Origin of the sequence: Plantibacter sp. CFBP 8798, assembly GCF_014841195.1 — a bacterium.
Taxonomy (GTDB): Bacteria; Actinomycetota; Actinomycetes; order Actinomycetales; family Microbacteriaceae; genus Plantibacter; species Plantibacter auratus.
The window spans coordinates 207,575-227,563 of record NZ_JACYTS010000001.1 but is presented as its reverse complement, the minus strand read 5'-3'; the positions used below and the strand labels follow the sequence as shown (position 1 = coordinate 227,563).

The following is a 19,989-nucleotide window of genomic DNA, read 5'->3' as shown; positions in this document are numbered from 1 at the left end:
CGATCAGCCGACGTCCCATCGGTGGAGCCGAGCGGCCGCGAGACCCGACACGAGCGCGCACGCCGCCATCAGGCTCCAGACCACTGCGAGCGGCACGGGCTGAGGGCCTCGGGAGATGGTCGCCTCGAGCGCGCCGACGATCCAGGTCGTGGGCAGGACCCGGAAGAGACCGGCGGCCCACTCCGGAAGGATCGCGAGCGGGAAGAGGGCCCCGGACGTGGCGAGAGCGAGCATCGGCAGCAGGTACGCGAGTTGCATGGCGATGTCCGGGTTCGACAACCGCGCCGCGAGGAGGTAGCCGAAGCCGAGCAGCATCGCGCCACCGAGCAGGATCGTGCCGGCGATCGCGACGAGGTCGGAGAGTGGACGGGTGGGCACCGTCCAGGCGGCCAGGGCGATGATCACCGCGGCCTCGACGACGACCAACCCCACGCGGATCGGCAGGTGTCCGAGCAGATAGGCGTCGCGACGGGCCGGCGAGGTCGACAGCGCCCGCAGCAGGCCGATGCTGCGATGCCGGACCAGCGGCACCGTGGTGAGCATGAAGGCGATCGCCATCGTCCCCGTGCTCGAAACGAGCGGGAGGGCGCGCTGCAGCACACCAGCAGGCGTGTCGGACGCCGTCGCCACGAGGGCGTCCACCCCCCAGAGCAGTCCGATCAAGGCGAGGAAACTCGCCACGAGTGCGATGATCGAGCGCGGGTCCCGGACGAGGTCGCGCGCGTGGGCCGCGGCGAAGCTCCGGACCTGCGCTGGGAACGCGGGCGTCGTGCTCATGGGCTGTGGGCCAGGTCGCCGTCGGCTGCGGACGTCGGCCGATTCGCGAGATCGATGAAGAGATCCTCGAGCGACCCGTGCGCCACTCGGAACCCGCGGGGTCTGAGACCGGTGGAGAAGGTGAGTCGGCGCAGCACGGCGTCGGGGTCGTCGGTCACGATCCCGACCAGGCTGACGGCGCCCTTCGCCGTAACAGTGATCTCGCCGGGGATGTCGTGCGAACGCAACTCGTCCGCGGTGGTCCGGCCGGGGACCTCGAAGGTCACCGTGGCCGTCGCGGCGTGTTCCCGGACCAGGGTCTCCGGCTCACCCGAGGCGGCGATCGAGCCGTCCACGAGGACGGCGATCCGGTCGCAGACCTGGGTGGCCTCGTCCATGTGATGCGTCGAGAGCAGGATCGTGGTCCCGCGTTCCTGCTGGCGCCGGATGATGCCCCAGAGGTTCCGTCGGGCCTGCGGGTCGAGTCCGGCCGACGGCTCGTCGAGGACGACGATCTCGGGATTGCCGATCAACGCGATGGCGATCAGCAGGCGACGCTCCTGGCCGCCTGAGAGGTGCTTCACGCGCACGCGCCGTGCCTCCCCCAGATCGAGCTCGTCCAAGACCTCCTCGGGACGCCGCACGTCGCGGTAGAACGACGCGAAGAGGTCGAGCGTCTCCGCGACCGTCAGCGTCGGGAACAGGGTGGCGGCCTGCGGCTGCACCGCCATCCGCTCGGTCACGTATCGGCGGTCGATCGACGGGTCTCGTCCGAGCACCCGGACGGTTCCGTCGGTGGGACGGCGGAGTCCGACGATGGTCTCGAGCGTGGTGGTCTTCCCGGCGCCGTTCGGTCCCAGCAGTCCGAACACCTCGCCCGCGTGGACCCGGAGGGAGACGTCGCGCAGGACGCTCCGGTCGCCGTAGCGCTTGCTGAGCCGGTCGACGGTGACGACCACTCGGTCCGATTCGTTCATCGTCGTCCTCCAGACGGCGGAGCATCGTGTTCACCCGGGAAGAAGATCTCCTCGATCGGGCGGGAGAGCAGTGCGGAGACCCGGAACGCCAACGGCAGGGACGGGTCGTAGCGCCCGGTCTCGAGCGCGTTCACCGTCTGCCTGGAGACGCCGAGTGCTTCAGCGAACTGGACCTGGGTCCACCCGCGTTCGGTGCGCAGGGCGCGGACGTCGTTCTTCATCGGGTGGCCCGGAAGGAGACGACGCCGATGGTCACACCCCAGACCGCCATCCCGCCGATGAACACCCACCATTCCGGTTGGGGGACGACGACACCGGCGGTCGACAGGAACACGACCGCGAGGCTGATCAGCATCGCCGCGCCGAACCCGATGGCGAGACTCAGCACGATCACTCCGCGCTGCAGTTCGTCGACGCGGCGCACGTGTCGGACGAGTGCGATCACGATCCACACCACCGGCACGAGCGGGACGAGTGCGACCGCGACGGCTGCGGGCGATCCCGGCTCGGTGGGGAACAGCTCCGGCAGGAAGAGGAACGTCACGAGGAACCCGACGGCACCGGCCGCGATCTCCCACATGTATCTGCGGGAGGCACGACGCTCCTGCGGCGTCGATCCCCGTGTCGTGTGCTCGTTCATGCTGCCACCTCTCGTTGCGTGTCGGACATCTTGGTCGTCCGCCCGTCGCGCTCGGACTGATCCCACTCGAACCACCGCACGGCGAGCACGCCTGCTGCGACGCTGACAAGCGACATGAGCCCCCAGAGCGCGGGGACGGGGAGGAACGGTTCGGCCCCGGTCAGTGAGGCACTCGCGGCGGCGACGAACCAGGTGGTCGGCAGGCAGTTCATGGCGACCTGCACGGCGGCAGGGAGGATGGACTGCGGCAGGAGCCCGCCCGACGCGAACACGAGCCCGATCGTCACCATCACCATCGTCTGTTGTGTCGCCTCGGCGTTCCGCGATCGGGCGGCGAACACCAGCGCCAGAGCGAACAGCATCGCCGCTCCGAGGAGGAACGAGACCCCCAGGGCCAGGAGGTCCACGCCGTCGACGTACCTTCGCCAGACTGCGATCCCGGTCGTCAGCACCAGGATCCCCACCGCCACCAGCGCGCGCAAGGGGAGCTGCGCGAGGAGGAAGGTCGACCGGCGGAGCGGCGTCACGCCGAGCAGCCGGAGCAGCCCGCGCTCCCGCATCGCCACGAGTGGGACGGTCGTGCCGATGAACGCCAGGCTCGCGACCCCGACCAGGACCACGATGCCGAGGTTCTCCTGGAGCGGGTCGATCTTCACGTCACCCTCGTCGTCCATCACCGTCACCCCGTGAGCCGGGACGCCTGCGTCGCGCAGCCCTCGCCAGATCGGGTCCCATGCAGCCTGGTCCGCAGCGTCGAGCACCACCAGGGCGCGCCCCTCGTGCACGGTCACCCGCGTGTTCCGATCGGGGTCGTCGGGGGCGACCACCTGCACACCGGCCCGCTCGAGCGCCGACGAGACTCCCGGTTCGTCCGTGTCCAGCGCTGCGACCGGAGCAGGGCCCAGGACGACGAACGCGAGCCACATGGAAACGTAGATCACGAGGATGATGCCGGTCATGAACCACATCGAGATCCCGGTGAGCGGGTTCCTGAGCACGTCGCGAGCGCTCATCAACGCCAGCCGCCGGAACGCCGCGCCGCCGCAGCGGGCCGACCTGTCGTTCGTCATCGTCGGCGCATCTGGACGATCGAGTCCGAAATGACAAGGAAACCTGACATACGTCAAGCATGCTTGTCATTCGGCGACGTGTCAAGCTTCCTTGGCAACGACAGGCACGGCAGGATGGGATCGTGCTGAACCGACTGGGTCTCCTCCGTATGACCGGCCGCGACCCCGGCGAGGGGCACCGGGTGGCGAGCCCGTTGGAGCTGCTCTTCGACCTCGTGTTCGTCGTCGCCGTCTCCCAGGCCTCGCAGAACCTCCACCACGGGATCGTCGAGGGTCACGCGGCGGAGACGACCGTCTCCTACGCGATGATCTTCTTCGCGATCTGGTGGGCGTGGATGAACTTCACCTGGTTCGCGTCCGCGTTCGACACCGATGACTGGCTCTACCGCATGACCACCATCGTGCAGATGGGCGGGGTCCTCGTGCTCGCCGCCGGCGTGCACGACGCCATGGTCGACGGCGAGTGGGCGATCATCACCATCGGCTACGTCATCATGCGACTGGCGATGGTGGCGCAGTGGCTCCGACTCGCGTTGTCCGATCCGGAGCAACGCGCGGTGGCCCTCCGGTTCGCGATCGGGATCAGCCTCGTGCAGGTCCTCTGGGTCGCGCGACTGGCCCTTCCGGTGGAGGGGCAGTTCTGGACCTTCTGGCCCGCGATGCTGCTCGAGGTGCTCGTGCCCGTCTGGGCGGAACGGGTCCACCGCACGCCCTGGCACCCGCATCACGTCGCCGAGCGGTACGGCCTGTTCACGCTGATCCTGCTCGGCGAGAGCCTTCTCGGTTCGGCGAACGCCATCATCGACGCGGCGAACAGCGACGAGCGGATCGACGGGCTCGTCGGCCTGGCCGTGGCAGGCATCGTCCTCGCCGCCGGGATGTGGTGGATCTACTTCAGCCGGGAGCAAGGGGCTCGCCTGGCCTCGTCCCGCCAGGGGTTCGCCTTCGGGTACGCGCACTACGTCGTCTTCGCCGCCGCCGGTGCCGTCTCCGCCGGGATCGAAGTGGAACTCGACCTGCTGACGCACGCGGGCGAGCATCTCACCGCCGCCGTCGCGTCATTCTCGCTGACCATCCCCGTCTCGGTGTTCATGGTCGCGGTCTGGTTGGTCCTGATCCGCGGCAGGATCTCGACCACCGCCTCGATCCTCTTCCTCCTGGCCGCCATCGCCGTGCTGGCCTCCGCCACACTCCCGATCGTGACCGTCCTCGGCACCGCGACCGCCGTGGGGCTCGCCGTCCTCATCCTCGAGGTGCAGCGCGTCCGCGAGCGCCGGTGACGGTGAACCCGCTGCGGACACGTCTCCGTCACCGCCGTGGGCGGACGAGACCACCTTTGGCCAGATCCATGTACCAGTTGTAGAGCGAGGACCGCTCCGCCAGGAGGTCGAGGTACACCTGCCGCGCGCGGGCATCGTCGGCCACCAGGAGGTAGCGCTCGTCGTCGAGGATTCCACCGACCCCGGCGGTCGTCGTCTCGTAGGCGTACTGCTCCTCGATCGACGTCATCGCCCGCAACTCGTCGAGGTACCCGACGAGGACGGGAAGATAGGCGCCCTGCGCGAGTCGCCAGGCGGCCTTCTCCTGCGCGCGCCGGAAGCTGATCGCCAGATCACGCGGGAGCGCTCGCGCGAGTGGTTCAGGATCCCCCGCCGCGCCGGGCGCCGCCCCGAACGCCCGACCGAAGTCGACCAGCAGGGAGTTCCCGTACGTACTGAACGCCGCAAGATCCCGGGTCGACCCGGGCGAGACGACGAGGGTGTAGCCGTCGCGGTACGGCGACGGACGGTGTGGACCACGACGATCCGGCACCGCCAGCGGCGCAGTCACCCACTCGCGGACGATGGCCGACGTCCGGTCGTGGTCGTCGACGCGCGTCTCGGCGCTGCTGAACACCGAGGAGCGGTCGGCCAGCAGTTCCAGGAGCACTCGGCCGTCGTGCAGCATCGTGATCGCGATGCCCATCGGCATCCGGGGGTTCTCCATGTCGACACGGTAGCGGCCACGCCCGGACGGCGGGAACGACGAAGGCCCCCGATTCCTCGGGGGCCTTCGTGTCACATCAACTGGTGCGCGAGGCGGGACTTGAACCCGCACGCCCTTTCGAGCACTGGCACCTGAAGCCAGCGCGTCTGCCAATTCCGCCACTCGCGCGAGACACCAGACGTCGCCGCTCTCGCGGCAACTTATCGAGGATAGCACGCGGAGCCCGGGTGGCAGAACACCGGAGATCCGCGCCAGAGCAGGACGAAACGGCCCCGACGGTCCTGTTCCGATGCCGATCTCCTGCTGCCGAGCGGGTGAACACCTGGCGTCGGCGCCCGCGTCGATTGGCCTCGTGTGCAGGCAAACCGTCTAACATTGCCTGGACACCGACACGAATCGAGAGACCGTGGGCATTCTGGACAACTTCGAGAAGGGACTCGAGCGCGCCGTCAACGGCGCCTTCGCGAAGACCTTCAAGTCCGGACTCCAGCCGGTCGAGATCACGAGCGCGCTCCGACGCGAGCTCGACACCAAGGCCGCCGTCGTCTCCCGCGACCGCATCCTCGTGCCGAACAAGTTCACCGTCCGCATGTCGCCCACCGACTTCGAGCGCATGGACGCCATCGGCCCCTCCCTCATCGACGAGCTCGGTTCGCTCGTCCAGAAGCACGCCAAGAGCCAGGGGTACTCCTTTCCGGGTGCCGTGACCATCAAGCTCTCCGGCGACCGCTCCCTCCCCGACGGCCTCGTGCAGATCGACAGTGTCAACCTCAAGGGCTCCGTCACCTGGGCACCCGTGCTCGACATCGGCGGTAAGCGCTACCCGATCACGCAGGCCCGCACGGTCATCGGCCGCGGTACCGAGGCCGACATCACGATCCCCGACACCGGCACCTCACGGAAGCACGTCGAGATCCTCTGGGACGGCAACGCCGGTCAGGCGCGCGACCTCGGCTCCACGAACGGCTCGAAGCTCAACGGCCAGTCCTTCCGCCAGGCGGCCCTCTCCCCCGACTCCGTCATCGAGATCGGCCGCACCAGGATCGTGTTCCGGGTGGTCGCCAAGGCCGGCGGATCCGATCGCCAGATGAGCGATGCGACCCGACGTCACGATGTGTCGTCCTTCGGCGACTCGTGGGGGGACGGCGCGTGAGCGAACTGACCCTGCTGGTCCTCCGCATCGGCTTCCTGCTCCTGCTCTGGACGTTCGTCTTCGGCATCGTCTACGCCCTCCGCACCGACCTCTTCGGACCACGTGTCCGGAAGCCGCAGCAGCAGTCGTCGAACGGAGCCCCGGCCACACCGCCGCAGCCGATGCGCGCCGCGGCCGCCCCGGCCCCCAGTCGGCCCGCCACCGGCGGATCGAGCGGCACGCCTCCGCGCGCCACGGTCGACAACACCTCGCGCCTCGTCATCGTGTCCGGGCCCAAGCAGGGCACCGAGCTCCCCCTCGGCCGCGAGCCGATCACCATCGGCCGCTCAGCGGACTCCGGCCTCATCATCCGCGACGACTACACGTCCACGCATCACGCGCGCCTCATGCTCTGGAACGACGAGTGGATGGTCCAGGACCTCGACTCCACCAACGGCACCTTCCTCGCCGGCAAGCGCGTGAGCGTCCCGACGCAGATCCCACTCGACACCCCCGTCAAGGTCGGCCAGACCAGTTTCGAGTTGCGGCGGTAACCCGGTGACGACCAGCGGCGCCGGCGCAGCGCTCTCCCACGTGGGTAAAGTGCGCTCAAACAACCAGGATTCCGGCTACTCCGGGCACCACCTGTTCGTCGTCGCCGACGGCATGGGCGGCCACGCCGGCGGTGACGTCGCCTCGGCGATGGCACTCAACCGCATCATCGAAGCCGACGAGCCGTACCCGTCCTCCGAGGCCGCTGAGGCGACGCTCCAGTCCGCGATCCTCGCGGCGAACTCCATCCTGGGCGACACGGTCTCGAAGCACCGCGAGCTGACCGGCATGGGCACCACGGTCTCCGCGCTCGCGGTCATCGGCAACGAGGTCGCCATCGCCCACATCGGCGACTCCCGCATCTACCTCTTCCGTGAGGGCGAGCTCAGCCAGATCACGGTCGACCACACGTTCGTCCAGCGTCTCGTGGACTCCGGCCGGATCACGGCGGAGGAGGCGATGGTCCATCCCCGCCGATCCGTGCTGATGCGCGTCCTCGGCGACGTCGACGCCTCCCCCGAGATCGACACGATGACGCTCGGAACGCAGCCGGGTGACCGCTGGATCCTCTGCTCGGACGGTCTCTCGGGCGTGGTCGACGAGACGCACATCACGGCGACCCTCACCGAGAAGCTGTCGGCGCAGCGCACTGCCGAGAAGCTCGTCCGGCAGAGCCTGGACCGCGGTGCACCGGACAACGTCACCGTCGTGGTCGTCGACATCGTCGACGAGCCGGTGAGTGACGGTGAGCCCGTCGTCGTCGGTTCGGCCTCGAAGCCCGTGGCCTTCGCGCTCACCCCGTCGGTGAAGAAGCCGTCGCTCATCCCCAACAGCTGGCTGCACCCGGGGCGGGTCACCTCGCTCGGCAACTCGCACTTCGAGCCCGCCTCCGAGGATTACCTCGACGAGCTCATCGAGGAGGACGAGCGCCGCGCGAGACGTCGGCGCATCACCTGGCTCGTCGGTCTCATCGTGGTCATCGTCGCGATCGTCGGTGGTGTCATGCTCGGGTACGCGTGGACCCAGACCCGCTACTTCGTCGGCGGCGACGACGACACGGTGGTCATCTACCAGGGCATCCAGCAGGACGTCGGCCCCATCAAACTCTCGAACGTCAAGGAGGACACCGGCATCCCGCTCGGCTCGCTCTCCGACTTCGACCGCCAGGCCGTCGACCAGACCATCAGCGCGTCCTCGTTCACCGAGGCCCTCGACATCGTGAAGCGATTGCGGGTGACCGATGACCAGTGACGTCGCAGCCCCCATCCAAGCCGATACCGGCGTCATCAAGACGATGCGCCGACTCCGGCTGCCGAAGAAGCTCCGCAACCTGGAGCTCGCGCTCCTCATCTTCGCGTTCGCCATCAACGCGGTCGCGGTCATGCTCGTGCAGCTCGGCGCCCTCGGGCACCTCGACTTCGCCCTGATCACCTTCGGCTCGGGCCTGTCACTCCTGGTCCTCGCCTTCCACATCGTGCTGCGCTACACCGCGGCGGAGGCCGACCCCTTCCTGCTACCGATCGCCACCGTGCTCGGCGGCGTCGGCATCGCTGAGATCTACCGGATCGACATCGCCCTCGGCGACTCCGGTTGGGCAAGCGCCGCGGTCCGACAGATGGTGTGGAGTGCGATCGCGATCGCCGGCGCCATCGCCGTGGTCCTGATCATCCGCAACCACCGCGTGCTCTTCAAGTACACGTACATCGCCGGCCTCTTCGCCTTCGTCCTCCTCCTGCTGCCCCTGCTGCCGGGCATCGGTCGGGAGGTCAACGGCGCCCGCGTCTGGATCGGCATCGGCGACGCGGTCACCTTCCAGCCCGGCGAGATCGCGAAGATCGCTCTCGCGGTCTTCTTCGCCGGTTATCTCGTGCGCACGCGCGACAGCCTCTCGATGGTCGGCAAGAAGTTCCTCGGGATCCAGTTCCCCCGTCTGCGCGACCTCGGCCCGATCCTCGTGGTCTGGGCGATGGCGATGGGCGTGATCGTCTTCCAGCGCGACCTCGGAACCGGTCTGCTCTACTTCGGCATGTTCCTCGTGATGCTGTACGTCGCGACGAGCCGCGCCAGCTGGATCATCATCGGCCTGACGATGTTCTTCGCCGGTGCGTTCATCGCCGGCCAGACCCTCTCCTACGTCGCCGGTCGTTTCCACAACTGGTGGGACGCCTTCAACCCGGAGGTCTTCGACCGCGACGGCGGCAGCTACCAGCTCGTGCAGGGCATCTTCGGCCTCGCCCACGGCGGACTGCTCGGCACCGGGCTCGGCCAAGGCATGCCCGAGATCACCCCCGTCCCGCAGAGCGACTACATCATCGCCAGCCTCGGTGAGGAGCTCGGCCTCGCCGGTCTCTTCGCGATCTTCGCGCTCTACCTGCTGCTCGTCTCGCGGGGCTTCCGAGTCGGCTACGCCGGTACCGACGACTTCGGCAAGCTCCTCTCGATCGGCCTGGCGTTCACCGTCGCGCTACAGGTCTTCGTCGTCGTCGGCGGCGTGACCCGCATCATCCCGCTCACGGGGCTCACCACACCCTTCCTGGCGGCCGGCGGGTCGTCGCTCGTCGCGAACTGGATCATCATCGCCGTCCTGCTCCGCATCTCCGACACGGTCCGAACCCAACCCAAGGCGGTGGTCTCATGAATCGCGAACTCAAGCGGGTGAGCATCGTCGTCCTGGCGATGTTCCTGGCGCTCTTCGGGTCGACCACGATCATCCAGATGTTCCAGGCCGACACCCTCAACGCCGACGGTCGCAACACGCGGACCCTCTACGACAGCTACCGGACGGAGCGAGGTCCCATCCTGCTCACGGACGGGACCGCCATCGCCTCGTCCGTCGCCAGTGACGACGAATACAAGTACCAGCGCGTCTACGCGAACGGCCCGTTGTACGCGCCCGTCACCGGCTACTTCTCGCCCACCCAGGGCTCGTCCGGTCTCGAACTCGCGACGAACGAGTACCTGAGCGGTACGTCGAACTCCCAGTTCCTCGACTCCATCAACCGGCTCATCTCCGGCCAGGCTCCGAAGGGTGCGGCGGTCGAGGTCACCCTGGACCCCGTCGTGCAGCAGGCCGCCTTCGACGCGCTCGGCGACCAGGAGGGCGCGATCGTCGCCATCGAGCCGAAGACGGGCAAGATCCTCGCCTCGGTGTCGAGCCCCGGCTACGACCCGAACGTCCTGGCCAGCCACGACAACGCGGCCGTGCTCGACGCCTACCGCACGCTCGACGACGACGACCGCCAGCCGCTCCTCAACAAGGGCGTCGACGGCGACCTCGATCCGCCCGGTTCCACCTTCAAGCTCGTCACCGCGGCCGCGGCGTTCGCCTCGGGTGACTACACGCCGGAGTCCGAGTTCCCGAACCCGTCCACCTACACGCTCCCCGGGACGAGCACCGTCATCCGCAACTCCGAGGGCGGAAGCTGCGGCGGCGGCGCGACGGTGTCCATCGCGACAGCCGTCGAGCTCAGCTGCAACATCCCGCTCGCGGAACTCGGCGTCGAACTCGGCTACGAGAAGATCCGCGACATGGCGCAGAGCTTCGGCTTCAACATGGACGTGAACATCACCGGAACGGGACTCAACCCCATGCCGATGCAGCCGAGCACCTTCCCGAACGCGCTGAGCGACGACCAGACCGCCATGGCAGCCTTCGGGCAGTACACCGTGCGGGCCTCGGCACTCCAGATGGCCATGGTCTCGGCCGGCATCGCGAACGGTGGCATCGTCTGCAACCCGCAGCTGGTGAACCGTGTCGTGAACCCCGATCTGAGCGTCCTCAAGGAGTTCGAACCGGCGCAGCTGTCGCAGCCGATCTCGAGTTCGGTGGCCAAGCAGATCACGGACATCATGGTCCAGGGCGTCCAGAGCGGTGCTGCGACTAATGCAAGAATAGATGGGGTCGATGTGGCTGGAAAGACAGGCACGGCACAGAACGGATCCGACGATCCGTACACGCTGTGGTTCACCGGTTTCGCGCCTGCGGACGACCCGAAGGTCGCCGTGGCGGTCGTTGTTGAAGATGGCGGTGGACTCGGACAGGACGGTTACGGCAACCTCGTGGCCGCGCCGATCGCGAAGAAAGTACTAGAGGCGGTGCTGAACAAATGAGACCGACAGCCGGGCTGACCTTCGGAGGTCGCTACGAACTGCAATCTCGTATTGCGATCGGTGGCATGGGCGAGGTGTGGCAGGCCACTGACCTGGTCATCGGCCGGACCATCGCAATCAAGATCCTCAAGGACGAGTACATGGGGGACCCCGGGTTCCTCGAGCGGTTCCGTGCTGAGGCACGGCACGCCGCGCTCGTGAACCACGAGGGCATCGCCAACGTCTTCGACTACGGCGAGGAGGACGGCAGCGCGTTCCTCGTCATGGAACTCGTGCCCGGTGAGGCCCTGTCCACCGTGCTCGAGCGCGAGCGTGTCCTGCCCACCGACAAGGTGCTCGACATCGTCGCGCAGACCTCGTCGGCACTCCAGGCCGCACACGCCGCAGGCCTCGTCCACCGTGACATCAAGCCGGGCAACCTGCTCATCACGCCGGACGGCCGCGTCAAGATCACCGACTTCGGCATCGCCCGTATCGCCGACCAGGTGCCGCTCACGGCCACCGGTCAGGTCATGGGCACCGTGCAGTACCTCTCGCCCGAGCAGGCGAGCGGGCACCCCGCCTCACCGTCGACGGACATCTACTCGCTCGGCATCGTCGCGTACGAATGTCTCGCCGGACGCCGTCCGTTCACGGGCGAGTCGCAGGTCGCCATCGCGATGGCCCAGATCAACGAGCAGCCGCCCGAGCTCCCCGTCACGATCGCCGAGCCGGTCCGCCGGTTCGTCATGTCGATGATCGCGAAGAACCCGGTCGACCGTCCGGCATCGTCCGCCCACGTCGCGCGCGCCGCCCAGGCGCTCCGTCGAGGCGATCTCAACGCCGCGGCCGCAGCCGTGCCGATGATCCTCGGTGGGGCCGGCGACGCCGCGACCACCGTGATGGACCAGACCCGCCGGATGCCCGCGGCCGACGACGCGACCACGCAGTTGCTGTCCGCCGCCGAAGCGGACCAGCTCGAGGACGACGTCGAGGGCGAGGGCGAGAAGAAGAAGCGCAGCAAGTGGACCTGGCCGCTCATCGGCCTCGTCGCCCTGCTCGTCATCGTGCTGGTCGGTTCGCTGATCGCCGTGTTCGCGAACCAGGGGAACGACGCGGGAGGTACGACTCCGTCGGCCACGACGTCCACGACGCCGAAGCCGACGAAGACCCCTACGCCCACACCGACGCCCACGCCCACGGTGTTCCCGATCAACCTGAGCGACCTCCAGGGCCGGTCCTTCGACGAACTCAACACGATCTTCAGCGCGCCGCCGTACAACTTCAGCGTGTCGAAGAACGTCGGCGACCCGGCCACGACGCCGGAACAGGTCAACACCGTCTACGACGTGAACCCCACGGGCAACGTCAAGACCGGTTCGGCCATCACGCTGACCGTCTACGACGAGATCGCGGTCATCAACCCGCCGACCGAGGCACCGAAGCTCGACAAGTCGGTGCTGGAGGACGGCTCGCTCGTCATCCCGAAGGACGCGACCTCGACCTCGATCAAGGTCGACTGGCTCGCCGTGCAGAACGCCTGCCCGACCGGGGCCGACTTCCTCGGCTACACCGTCGCCGTCTCGGGCGGGTACTTCCAGAACAACTCCTCGGGCCAGTTCGATGCGAACACCACGACGGGTACCATCACGGTCGACGCGGTGGGCACGCTCTCGGTCTCGTACGCGGTCCGCTGCAGCACGGGTACCTCCTCCGGATCGCCGTCCTCCGAGTCGATCAACGTCATCAAGGGGCAGTAGGCCGATGCCGCGACGAGTGCTCTCAGGGTCATCCCTGAGAGCACTCGGAAGGTGCCCGGGTAAGCTGTTAGTGTTTGTCCTCCAAGCGAATTCAGGGGTGGTACGTGGCTGACGATCAACGCCTGCTCGCAGGCCGATACGTCGTCGGCGACCTCATCGGTCGCGGGGGCATGTCCAACGTCTTCCGCGGCGTGGACACCAAGCTCGGTCGCACCGTCGCCATCAAGGTCCTGAAGTCCACGCTTGCCACCGACCCCGCATTCCGCTCCCGTTTCCGTCAGGAGGCGCAGGCCGCCTCACGGATGGCGCACCCCACGATCGTCCGCGTGTACGACGCCGGCGAGGAGCGGGTGAAGGACGGCTCGGGGCACGACCTCATCGAGCCGTTCATCGTCATGGAGTACGTCGAAGGGCGCATGCTCAAGGACCTCATCGCCGAGGGTCCCGTCGAGTCCGAAGAGGCGGTGCGCATCGCGCACAGCATCCTCACCGCGCTGGAGTACTCCCACCGAGCCGGCGTCGTGCACCGCGACATCAAGCCGGGCAACGTCATGATCACCACGGCCGGCGACGTCAAGGTCACCGACTTCGGCATCGCACGGGCCGTCTCCGATTCGTCCACGACGGTCGCCCAGACGACCGCCATCCTCGGCACGGCCGCGTACTTCTCGCCCGAGCAGGCCAAGGGCGAGACGGTCGACGCCCGGACAGACCTCTACTCCACCGGCGTCGTCCTCTTCGAGATGCTGACCGGCAAGGCGCCCTTCCGCGGCGATACCGCCGTCGCGGTCGCGTACCAGCACGTGAGCGAGCGCCCGGTGAAGCCGAGCTCGATCAACCCGAAGGTGTCGCCGGCGCTCGACCAGGTCGTCCTCCGAGCCCTCGCGAAGGATCGCTTCGAGCGGTACCAGAGCGCTGTCGAGTTCCGAGAGGATCTCGACGAAGCCGGAGCCGGCCATGTGCCGGTCCGTCGCGACGATCACGACTCGCTGTTCGGTCCATCGCCGACGGCGGCGTCCAGCACCGAGCAGGCGATCCGTCAGCTCACCTCGGACGACACCGTGACGCGTACCCAGCGCCGGCCACCGGTGGTCTGGATCTGGGCCGCCATCGCCGGTATCGCCGTCATCCTCTTCTCGCTCGTGTTCTGGGTGGTGCAGCTTCCGCCCGCGACGAGCATCTCCACGGACTCCAGAGAGGTCCCGGACCTCGTCGACGCCACCTGGGAGAGCGCGAACAGCACGATCGAACAGCTCGAGCTCGTCCCCACCAAGTTCGACGAGGCGAGCAGCGACTACAAGGCGGGTCACGTCATCCGCACCGACCCGCCCGGCGGCACCACGGTGACCAAGAACACGCAGATCAAGGTCTACGTGTCGACCGGCCGTGCTCAGGTCGAGGTCCCCGACGTCGTCAACCAATCCTCGGAGGCCGCGTGGGCTGCGGTCGCCGCTGCGGGCCTCACGCAAGGCTCGGTGACCCGGGAGAACTCGCCGACCGTGCCGGCAGGTGTCGTGCTGCGGATGGATCCCGGAGCGGGTACCTCCGTCGACCAGGGGTCCACAGTGAACCTCGTCGTCTCCAGCGGAAACGTGACGCTGACCGACGTCGTCGGGCAGCCGCTTCTCGACGCGACGAACTACCTGCAGGACGCGACGAGGCAGTTCACCGTGCAGCCGCAGGCCGACGCGACGTGTAAGGCGGTCGCCGGCGACCCGGTCACGGCCATGTCTCCCGCACCAGGCGACATCCCCCAGAAGTCCGTCATCACGCTCACCTACTGCACCGGTCCGTAGGCTGCGCTGGTTCCTGGGCCTGTCGAAGGACGGTCCCTGAACAAGCTCACCGGTCCCTGAACAGGCTCTCCGGTCCCTGAGCCTGTCGAAGGGCCTACCGGGTCATGAGCGGGCTGAGCCCTCGTGCCCGCTCATTCGCACAGGTGAGCCCGGTCGTCTCGAGCCAGTTCGCCAGGAGCTGGTAGCCGCCCTCGGAGAGCACCGACTCCGGATGGAACTGCACGCCGTGGATCGGGGCGTCACGGTGACGGAGCCCCATGATGACGCCGCTGGTCGTCCGGCTCGTCACGACGAGCTCCTCGGGCACGCTGCCGTCGACGACGGCGAGCGAGTGGTACCGGGTGGCGTTGAACTGCTGCGGAATACCCCGGTACAAGACACTGCCGTCGTGTTCCACGAGCGAACTCTGTCCGTGCATCAGCTCGTCGGCGGTGTGCACGGTCGCTCCGAACGCCTCGGCGATCGCCTGGTGGCCGAGGCACACTCCGAGGAGTGGCGTCCCGGTTCGGTACGCCGCGCGCACGGTGGCCAGCGAGATCCCGGCGTCAGCGGGCCGACCGGGTCCGGGTGAGACGAGTACGCCGTCGAACCCGAGGATCCGCTGCTCGAGGTCGTCGAGCGCGACGCCGTCGTTCTGCACGACGACGGTCTCTGCACCCAGTTGTTCGACGTACCCGTTCAGCGTGTAGACGAAGCTGTCGTAGTTGTCGACGACCAGGACGCGGGTCATTCGTTTCCGACGGTCACATTCTGATCGACGATGAACGAGTCCACGTAGGGGAACACCCAGGTGAAGAGTGCGGCCACGACCGCCACGAACAGGACGACGAGGATGATGATCCTCAGCCAGACGGGTCCAGGCAGGACCCTCCAGAGTGCGCCGTACATCGTCAGCCTCCAGCGGCCGCGACGGACGCGGCGATCTCGGCGGGCGGCCCGGCGGACAGCGGCTGCCAGGACTCGTACACCGCGTAAGCGATACTGCGTTCCGCCGTCGAATAGAGCGGGTTGCAGGTGGTCAGGGTGAGGATGCGCTGCGTCGGTGCGACACCGTCGACCTGGGGGACGGGGTTGAGGACGTCCACCTGGGTGGGCAACACGTAGGTGATGTTCCGGAACACGTAGGTGTAGTAGCCGTCGGCCGTCTGGACGTAGACCTTGTCGCCGATCTGCAGGTCGCTGATCAGGGTCATCGCGCCGCCATAGGCCTTGCGGTGACCGGCGACGACGAAGTTGCCGACCTCTCCGGGCATCTGGGTGCTCGGGTAGTGACCGACGCCGAGGTCGAAGCTGTTGAGGACGGTCGCGGTGTCGACACCCTCTGCCACGACGCGGCGGTAGTCGGCGCCGTACCGCGGAACGTAGAGCACCGCGAACGGGTCGCCCGGCGCGGGGCGGGCGGTGACGGGCGGCTCACCGTAGTTCGGCGCGCCGGTTGCATCCACGGTCGGTTCGGGTGCCGGAGCGGTCTCGGCGTTCTTGATCCACTCCTGCGACTGGCTCGACGCGGCGTTCGCCTGGCTGCCGGCCATGATCATGTCGTTCCACCAGAGCTGCCAGGCGAGGAACAGCAGAACCACCATGCCGGCGGTGATGAGCAGCTCGCCGGCCACCCCGAAGACGCTGATGCGGTGCTTCGACGGCGCTCTGCGCTCAGCGGCGCGTGCGCTCGCTCGCGAAGGTAGGTCGTCGGTCACGCATGGATTCTACCGAGAAGAACTCGGGATCGGCTGATCCCCCAGGCACCGATTGGGGTGAACAGGTAGAATGTCGGCATGGCACGCACGAAGTCACGAAGCAAACCGTCCCGCGAACCCGAGCAGACGAGCGGCGAACCCGCACCGAACGCCGTCTGGTTCAAGCCGGTCATGTTCGGCTTCATGCTCCTCGGCCTCGCCTGGATCGTCGTCTACTACCTGAGCGGCACGCTGCTCCCGATCCAGTCGCTCGGCCCGTGGAACATCCTCGTCGGCTTCGGCATCGCCTTCATCGGCTTCCTCATGACCACCAGGTGGCGCTAGCCTCACTCACTTCACGTCGTGCACAGCGGGTCGTCCTCTCGGACGGCCCGCTGTTTCGTGTACCGGGCATCCGTCGTGACGAAGTTCTCCACAGGAATGTGGAGAACTTCCGAGTTATCCACATGCCGGTGTGGAGAACCGGCAGGAGTCCCGGAAACACGCGGAACCACACCGGTGTAATTATCCCCAGTGTTCATAACTCTGTGGATAACTCACGCAACCTTCAACGTCTCCTGCATGGTTGCGGTTCTCGGCCGAGCGCACCACTGGTCGACGCGGGTCGCCGAGCCGAACCCGGTCACTGAGCCACGCCCGGTCGCCGAGCCGAACCCGGTCACTGAGCCTGTCGAAGTGCAGTCCCGCTCAGAGCAGGGCGGGCAGGAGGCTGGCGCCCACGAGGACGACGCTCACGGCGCCGATCAGGACTGCCTGAAGCGGCTGCTGGGTGCGCTTGCGGGTGTTGACGAGGATGAGGCCGATGAGGGCGCCGCCGACGAGCCCGCCCAGGTGGGCCTGCCAGGCGATGTTCACGCCGGGGATGAAGCCGATGACGAGGTTGATGCCCAGGAGCACCAGCAGCCCGCGGGTGTCGGCACCCATGCGTCGCTGGATGACGAGGAACGCCCCGAGGAGACCGAAGATCGCGCCCGAGGCGCCGACGACGGCCGTCCTCGGGTCGGCGAGGAACAGGACGCCGACCGAACCGGCGAACCCGGCGACCAGGTAGAGCGCGAGGAACCGCCAGTGCCCGAGCATGGTCTCGAGGATCCGGCCGAAGATCCAGAGCGTGTACATGTTCAGCAGGATGTGGAAGATGAACCCCTGCGAGTGCACGAACACAGCGGTCAGCATCCGCCAGGGCTGGAGGGCGCCGTACGACGGATCGGAGTACACGCCGGCGTAGAGGAGCGCGTTCGTGACGCCGAGCCCGGGGATCCACTGCAGCAGGAACACGAACGCCGTCACGGCGATGATCGCGTACGTGACGATGGGGGAGGAGTTGCTGATCCTCGCGCCGAGACGGTTGCGAGGGGCGCTCTGTCGTTGCGCCTTCATGTCCTCCGGACAGATGAAACCGACTGCCCCGGGCGTCTGGCACTCTCCACAGATGGTCCGACCGCAACGCTGGCAGAGCACGAAGCTCTGTCGGTCGGGGTGGCGATAGCAGAAGTTGGCCGACGGATCCCGGGGCAGGGTCACGGTCTGTCCTCCGAGCGGGGTCTAGGCCTCGGAGATGGTGACGCTCTCGAGGACGACGGGCTCGATCGGCTTGTCGCCGGCACCGGTCGGGACGGCCTGGATGGCGTCGACGACCGCGCGGGACTCGGCGTCGGCGACCTCACCGAAGATGGTGTGCTTGCCCTGGAGCCACTGCGTGGGAACGGTCGTGATGAAGAACTGCGAACCGTTCGTGCCCTCGACGGCGCCCGTGATGGCGTTGCGGCGCTTGCCGGCGTTCGCCATGGCGAGGATGTAGGGCTCGTCGAAGTTGAGCTCCGGGTGGATCTCGTCGTCGAAGTTGTAGCCCGGGCCACCGGTGCCGGTTCCGAGCGGGTCGCCGCCCTGGATCATGAACGCGGGGATGATGCGGTGGAAGATGAGGTCGCTGTACAGCGCGTCGTTCCGGGTCTGGCCCGTCTTCGAATCCGTCCACTCGCGCCCACCGGTCGCCAGGTCGGTGAAGTTCTTGACCGTCTTGGGAGCGTGGTCCCCGAAGAGGTTGACCTTGATCTCACCGTGGTTGGTGTGCAACGTGGCGACTGCGGTGTGCTTTGACATACTCCCAATTCTTGCACAAGGGTTCGGGACTCTCGGATGGTATCCAGGGGTCTAAGTGGCAAGATGGAGGTTACGTTGTTGCCGCGATCATTGGAGATGACCACATGAGCCTGTCACGCAAGCGCCGGAAAGAGCTCAAGAAGCTCAAGGGTTCCGCTGCCGACCTCTGGGACTCCCAGCAGGATGTCCTGAACCACGCCAACGAAGTCGCTCGTGAGGTGAGCCGTCAGCTCGGGAACTTCTCGAAGGAGCAGGTGGTCCCCGTCGTGCGCGACACCTACGAGCACCGCGTCGTCCCGACGGTCGACCGGGGGATCAAGGTCTCCCGCAACGCCGTCGACGGCGTGCGCAAGGGCATCTCGGATGGCGTCGTCCCCGCTGTCGGTGGCGTCGTCGGTACGGTGCTGAGCATCGGCGACATCGCCAAGGACACCCGCGTGCAGGCGGCTCTCCGTCGCCTCCACGTGCCCGAGCAGGTGCTGCCCGCCAAGAAGGGCGCGAGCGCCGGTACCGTCATCGCGATCGGCCTCGGCGTCCTCGCCGCTGCCGGTGTCGCCTACGCCGTCTGGCAGACGTTCCGCGCAGACGACGAGCTGTGGGTCTCCGACGAGGAGCCTGCCGCTTCCTGATCACGCTTCGCACGACGCAGCCCCTCGCCGGTCTCGACCGGGGAGGGGCTTCGTGTTGTGACGGCTGTGCTCAGATGAGGCCGGCGAAGCGTCGTCCAACGTCGACGAGGCTGACGCGGTCGAGTGAGCCGACCTCCTCGAGCGGGTACCACGCGGCGTAGTCGGTGCTGCCGTCGGCCTCGTAGGTCAGCGTGCCGCCGGTGAGGTGCGCCCGGTAGACGATGCGCAGCGTGTGGAGCGGCCCGGTGGCCGTGGTGCTGAGGCGACGCTCCGCCGGTACGACCTGCGAGTCGACGCCGATCAAGTCGTCGAGCTCCGCGTGGTAGCCGGTCTCCTCGAACACCTCGCGGACGGCCGCGTCGGCCGGGTCCTCACCGGGGTCGATCCCGCCGCCGGGGAGCGTCCATCCGCTGTGTCCGCTCTCGTTCCAGTGGGAGAGCAGCATGCCCCGTTCGTCGACGATGACGGCATAGGCAGCGACGCGGATATCCATGCCGTCAGCCTAACCGCCGGGCCCCGCGACAACGGAGAACGCCCCCGGCGTCTGCCGAGGGCGTTTCTGGACTGTGGAGCCTGGGAGAATCGAACTCCCGACATCCTGCTTGCAAAGCAGGCGCTCTACCAACTGAGCTAAGGCCCCGGATGGAACAGATCCGGAGATCCGATCCAATCGGTGTGTTGCTGGTCGTGCAGGGTGGGGCTACCAGGACTTGAACCTGGGACCTCTTCGTTATCAGCGAAGCGCTCTAACCGCCTGAGCTATAGCCCCGTTTTGAACCTTGTTGAGACTACCCGATTCCCG

General features: G+C 67.6%; 23 protein-coding genes and 3 tRNA genes. 11 read left to right on the top strand and 15 right to left on the bottom strand.

Annotated elements, in window-relative coordinates:
* Window positions 1–3 precede the first annotated feature (3 nt).
* From IFU30_RS01090 to IFU30_RS01070, 5 genes are read right to left on the bottom strand one after another with little or no spacing between them, the layout of a single operon-like run.
* Window positions 4–777 carry an ABC transporter permease gene (locus IFU30_RS01090; protein ID WP_192004016.1) on the bottom strand — a complete coding sequence of 258 codons (774 nt, stop codon included), beginning with the start codon at window positions 775–777 and terminating at the stop codon, window positions 4–6.
* Entirely contained in the window at window positions 774–1,733 is a 960-nt protein-coding gene (locus IFU30_RS01085; RefSeq protein WP_192004015.1) for an ABC transporter ATP-binding protein, read from the bottom strand. Before IFU30_RS01085 ends, IFU30_RS01090 begins: the two co-directional genes overlap by 4 nt.
* On the bottom strand, window positions 1,730–1,954 hold the full coding sequence (locus tag IFU30_RS01080; protein WP_079704339.1) for a helix-turn-helix transcriptional regulator: 225 nt from the start codon (window positions 1,952–1,954) through the stop codon (window positions 1,730–1,732). The genes IFU30_RS01085 and IFU30_RS01080 overlap by 4 nt, the downstream gene beginning before the upstream one ends.
* Window positions 1,951–2,373, bottom strand: a complete 423-nt coding sequence (locus IFU30_RS01075) for a hypothetical protein (protein WP_192004014.1) — start codon at window positions 2,371–2,373, stop codon at window positions 1,951–1,953. The genes IFU30_RS01080 and IFU30_RS01075 overlap by 4 nt, the downstream gene beginning before the upstream one ends.
* Window positions 2,370–3,332 carry an ABC transporter permease gene (locus IFU30_RS01070; protein ID WP_192004013.1) on the bottom strand — a complete coding sequence of 321 codons (963 nt, stop codon included), beginning with the start codon at window positions 3,330–3,332 and terminating at the stop codon, window positions 2,370–2,372. The genes IFU30_RS01075 and IFU30_RS01070 overlap by 4 nt, the downstream gene beginning before the upstream one ends.
* Here IFU30_RS01070 and IFU30_RS01065 point away from each other — a divergent pair.
* Together IFU30_RS01065 and IFU30_RS01060 are read left to right on the top strand one after the other, a co-directional pair.
* Window positions 3,331–3,477: a hypothetical protein gene (locus IFU30_RS01065; RefSeq protein ID WP_192004012.1), complete on the top strand. Its 147-nt coding sequence runs from the start codon at window positions 3,331–3,333 to the stop codon at window positions 3,475–3,477. The genes IFU30_RS01070 and IFU30_RS01065 overlap by 2 nt on opposite strands.
* A gap of 88 nt (window positions 3,478–3,565) precedes the next feature.
* Window positions 3,566–4,723, top strand: a complete 1,158-nt coding sequence (locus IFU30_RS01060) for a low temperature requirement protein A (RefSeq protein WP_342450781.1) — start codon at window positions 3,566–3,568, stop codon at window positions 4,721–4,723.
* Window positions 4,724–4,751: 28 nt separating this feature from the next.
* Here IFU30_RS01060 and IFU30_RS01055 read toward each other — a convergent pair whose 3' ends face one another.
* Both IFU30_RS01055 and IFU30_RS01050 read right to left on the bottom strand, forming a co-directional pair.
* A complete protein-coding gene (locus IFU30_RS01055) occupies window positions 4,752–5,429 on the bottom strand; it encodes a hypothetical protein (RefSeq protein WP_192004010.1) in 678 nt (225 codons plus the stop codon).
* 81 nt (window positions 5,430–5,510) lie between these two features.
* A tRNA-Leu gene (locus IFU30_RS01050) sits at window positions 5,511–5,597 on the bottom strand.
* Between the two features lie 238 nt (window positions 5,598–5,835).
* Between IFU30_RS01050 and IFU30_RS01045 the strand changes: the two genes are divergently transcribed.
* The 7 genes from IFU30_RS01045 (at window position 5,836) to pknB (ending at window position 14,758) form a co-directional block, all read left to right on the top strand.
* Window positions 5,836–6,582: an FhaA domain-containing protein gene (locus IFU30_RS01045; RefSeq protein WP_124767843.1), complete on the top strand. Its 747-nt coding sequence runs from the start codon at window positions 5,836–5,838 to the stop codon at window positions 6,580–6,582.
* Window positions 6,579–7,115, top strand: coding sequence for an FHA domain-containing protein FhaB/FipA (locus tag IFU30_RS01040; protein WP_192004009.1), 537 nt, complete (start codon window positions 6,579–6,581; stop codon window positions 7,113–7,115). The genes IFU30_RS01045 and IFU30_RS01040 overlap by 4 nt, the downstream gene beginning before the upstream one ends.
* Before the next feature lie 4 nt (window positions 7,116–7,119).
* Window positions 7,120–8,364, top strand: coding sequence for a Stp1/IreP family PP2C-type Ser/Thr phosphatase (locus IFU30_RS01035; RefSeq protein WP_192004008.1), 1,245 nt, complete (start codon window positions 7,120–7,122; stop codon window positions 8,362–8,364).
* Window positions 8,354–9,751 carry an FtsW/RodA/SpoVE family cell cycle protein gene (locus IFU30_RS01030; RefSeq protein WP_079704333.1) on the top strand — a complete coding sequence of 466 codons (1,398 nt, stop codon included), beginning with the start codon at window positions 8,354–8,356 and terminating at the stop codon, window positions 9,749–9,751. The genes IFU30_RS01035 and IFU30_RS01030 overlap by 11 nt, the downstream gene beginning before the upstream one ends.
* Complete coding sequence (locus IFU30_RS01025) at window positions 9,748–11,223, top strand: peptidoglycan D,D-transpeptidase FtsI family protein (protein ID WP_192004007.1); 1,476 nt, start codon at window positions 9,748–9,750, stop codon at window positions 11,221–11,223. Before IFU30_RS01030 ends, IFU30_RS01025 begins: the two co-directional genes overlap by 4 nt.
* Window positions 11,220–12,962 carry a protein kinase domain-containing protein gene (locus IFU30_RS01020; RefSeq protein ID WP_192004006.1) on the top strand — a complete coding sequence of 581 codons (1,743 nt, stop codon included), beginning with the start codon at window positions 11,220–11,222 and terminating at the stop codon, window positions 12,960–12,962. The genes IFU30_RS01025 and IFU30_RS01020 overlap by 4 nt, the downstream gene beginning before the upstream one ends.
* A gap of 104 nt (window positions 12,963–13,066) precedes the next feature.
* The gene (gene pknB, locus IFU30_RS01015; protein WP_192004005.1) at window positions 13,067–14,758 is read left to right on the top strand and encodes a Stk1 family PASTA domain-containing Ser/Thr kinase; all 1,692 of its coding nucleotides are present in this window, start codon (window positions 13,067–13,069) and stop codon (window positions 14,756–14,758) included.
* Window positions 14,759–14,852: 94 nt separating this feature from the next.
* On the opposite strand, the gene IFU30_RS01010 is transcribed toward pknB, so the two are convergent.
* The 3 genes from IFU30_RS01010 to IFU30_RS01000 are packed head-to-tail and all read right to left on the bottom strand — an operon-like array spanning window position 14,853 to window position 16,455.
* Complete coding sequence (locus IFU30_RS01010) at window positions 14,853–15,488, bottom strand: anthranilate synthase component II (protein WP_192004004.1); 636 nt, start codon at window positions 15,486–15,488, stop codon at window positions 14,853–14,855.
* Window positions 15,485–15,646 (bottom strand): hypothetical protein, encoded by a 162-nt coding sequence (locus IFU30_RS01005; RefSeq protein ID WP_164486886.1) that lies wholly within the window; start codon window positions 15,644–15,646, stop codon window positions 15,485–15,487. Before IFU30_RS01005 ends, IFU30_RS01010 begins: the two co-directional genes overlap by 4 nt.
* 2 nt (window positions 15,647–15,648) lie before the next feature.
* The gene (locus tag IFU30_RS01000) at window positions 15,649–16,455 is read right to left on the bottom strand and encodes a class E sortase (RefSeq protein ID WP_139382341.1); all 807 of its coding nucleotides are present in this window, start codon (window positions 16,453–16,455) and stop codon (window positions 15,649–15,651) included.
* A gap of 78 nt (window positions 16,456–16,533) precedes the next feature.
* Here IFU30_RS01000 and IFU30_RS00995 point away from each other — a divergent pair, with 78 nt between their 5' ends.
* Window positions 16,534–16,779 (top strand): cell division protein CrgA, encoded by a 246-nt coding sequence (locus IFU30_RS00995; RefSeq protein ID WP_064294026.1) that lies wholly within the window; start codon window positions 16,534–16,536, stop codon window positions 16,777–16,779.
* 363 nt (window positions 16,780–17,142) lie between these two features.
* Here the strand turns inward: IFU30_RS00995 and IFU30_RS00990 are convergent, their stop codons facing one another.
* Together IFU30_RS00990 and IFU30_RS00985 are read right to left on the bottom strand one after the other, a co-directional pair.
* The gene (locus tag IFU30_RS00990; protein ID WP_236555314.1) at window positions 17,143–17,835 is read right to left on the bottom strand and encodes a rhomboid family intramembrane serine protease; all 693 of its coding nucleotides are present in this window, start codon (window positions 17,833–17,835) and stop codon (window positions 17,143–17,145) included.
* 165 nt (window positions 17,836–18,000) lie between these two features.
* Window positions 18,001–18,558 (bottom strand): peptidylprolyl isomerase, encoded by a 558-nt coding sequence (locus tag IFU30_RS00985; protein ID WP_064294028.1) that lies wholly within the window; start codon window positions 18,556–18,558, stop codon window positions 18,001–18,003.
* A 104-nt stretch (window positions 18,559–18,662) separates the two neighbouring features.
* Here IFU30_RS00985 and IFU30_RS00980 point away from each other — a divergent pair, with 104 nt between their 5' ends.
* On the top strand, window positions 18,663–19,187 hold the full coding sequence (locus tag IFU30_RS00980) for a hypothetical protein (protein ID WP_079704327.1): 525 nt from the start codon (window positions 18,663–18,665) through the stop codon (window positions 19,185–19,187).
* A 70-nt stretch (window positions 19,188–19,257) separates the two neighbouring features.
* Here IFU30_RS00980 and IFU30_RS00975 read toward each other — a convergent pair whose 3' ends face one another.
* The 3 genes from IFU30_RS00975 to IFU30_RS00965 all read right to left on the bottom strand — a co-directional run bounded on the left by IFU30_RS00975 (window position 19,258) and on the right by IFU30_RS00965 (window position 19,956).
* Window positions 19,258–19,680 carry an NUDIX hydrolase gene (locus tag IFU30_RS00975; protein WP_079704326.1) on the bottom strand — a complete coding sequence of 141 codons (423 nt, stop codon included), beginning with the start codon at window positions 19,678–19,680 and terminating at the stop codon, window positions 19,258–19,260.
* A 74-nt stretch (window positions 19,681–19,754) separates the two neighbouring features.
* A tRNA-Ala gene (locus tag IFU30_RS00970) sits at window positions 19,755–19,827 on the bottom strand.
* Between the two features lie 55 nt (window positions 19,828–19,882).
* Window positions 19,883–19,956: transfer RNA gene (locus tag IFU30_RS00965), tRNA-Ile, on the bottom strand.
* Window positions 19,957–19,989: the final 33 nt, after the last annotated feature.

Coding starts and splice junctions, on each gene's coding strand:
- IFU30_RS00980 (WP_079704327.1), top strand. CDS start 18,663: ATGAGCCTGTCACGCAAGCGCCGGAAAGAGCTCAAGAAGCTCAAGGGT.
- IFU30_RS00995 (WP_064294026.1), top strand. CDS start 16,534: ATGGCACGCACGAAGTCACGAAGCAAACCGTCCCGCGAACCCGAGCAG.
- IFU30_RS00975 (WP_079704326.1), bottom strand. CDS start 19,680: ATGGATATCCGCGTCGCTGCCTATGCCGTCATCGTCGACGAACGGGGC.
- IFU30_RS00985 (WP_064294028.1), bottom strand. CDS start 18,558: ATGTCAAAGCACACCGCAGTCGCCACGTTGCACACCAACCACGGTGAG.
- IFU30_RS01075 (WP_192004014.1), bottom strand. CDS start 2,373: ATGAACGAGCACACGACACGGGGATCGACGCCGCAGGAGCGTCGTGCC.
- IFU30_RS01085 (WP_192004015.1), bottom strand. CDS start 1,733: ATGAACGAATCGGACCGAGTGGTCGTCACCGTCGACCGGCTCAGCAAG.
- IFU30_RS01030 (WP_079704333.1), top strand. CDS start 8,354: ATGACCAGTGACGTCGCAGCCCCCATCCAAGCCGATACCGGCGTCATC.
- IFU30_RS01065 (WP_192004012.1), top strand. CDS start 3,331: ATGAACCACATCGAGATCCCGGTGAGCGGGTTCCTGAGCACGTCGCGA.
- IFU30_RS01090 (WP_192004016.1), bottom strand. CDS start 777: ATGAGCACGACGCCCGCGTTCCCAGCGCAGGTCCGGAGCTTCGCCGCG.
- IFU30_RS01010 (WP_192004004.1), bottom strand. CDS start 15,488: ATGACCCGCGTCCTGGTCGTCGACAACTACGACAGCTTCGTCTACACG.
- IFU30_RS01005 (WP_164486886.1), bottom strand. CDS start 15,646: ATGTACGGCGCACTCTGGAGGGTCCTGCCTGGACCCGTCTGGCTGAGG.
- IFU30_RS00990 (WP_236555314.1), bottom strand. CDS start 17,835: ATGAAGGCGCAACGACAGAGCGCCCCTCGCAACCGTCTCGGCGCGAGG.
- IFU30_RS01055 (WP_192004010.1), bottom strand. CDS start 5,429: ATGGAGAACCCCCGGATGCCGATGGGCATCGCGATCACGATGCTGCAC.
- IFU30_RS01025 (WP_192004007.1), top strand. CDS start 9,748: ATGAATCGCGAACTCAAGCGGGTGAGCATCGTCGTCCTGGCGATGTTC.
- IFU30_RS01020 (WP_192004006.1), top strand. CDS start 11,220: ATGAGACCGACAGCCGGGCTGACCTTCGGAGGTCGCTACGAACTGCAA.
- IFU30_RS01070 (WP_192004013.1), bottom strand. CDS start 3,332: ATGACCGGCATCATCCTCGTGATCTACGTTTCCATGTGGCTCGCGTTC.
- IFU30_RS01080 (WP_079704339.1), bottom strand. CDS start 1,954: ATGAAGAACGACGTCCGCGCCCTGCGCACCGAACGCGGGTGGACCCAG.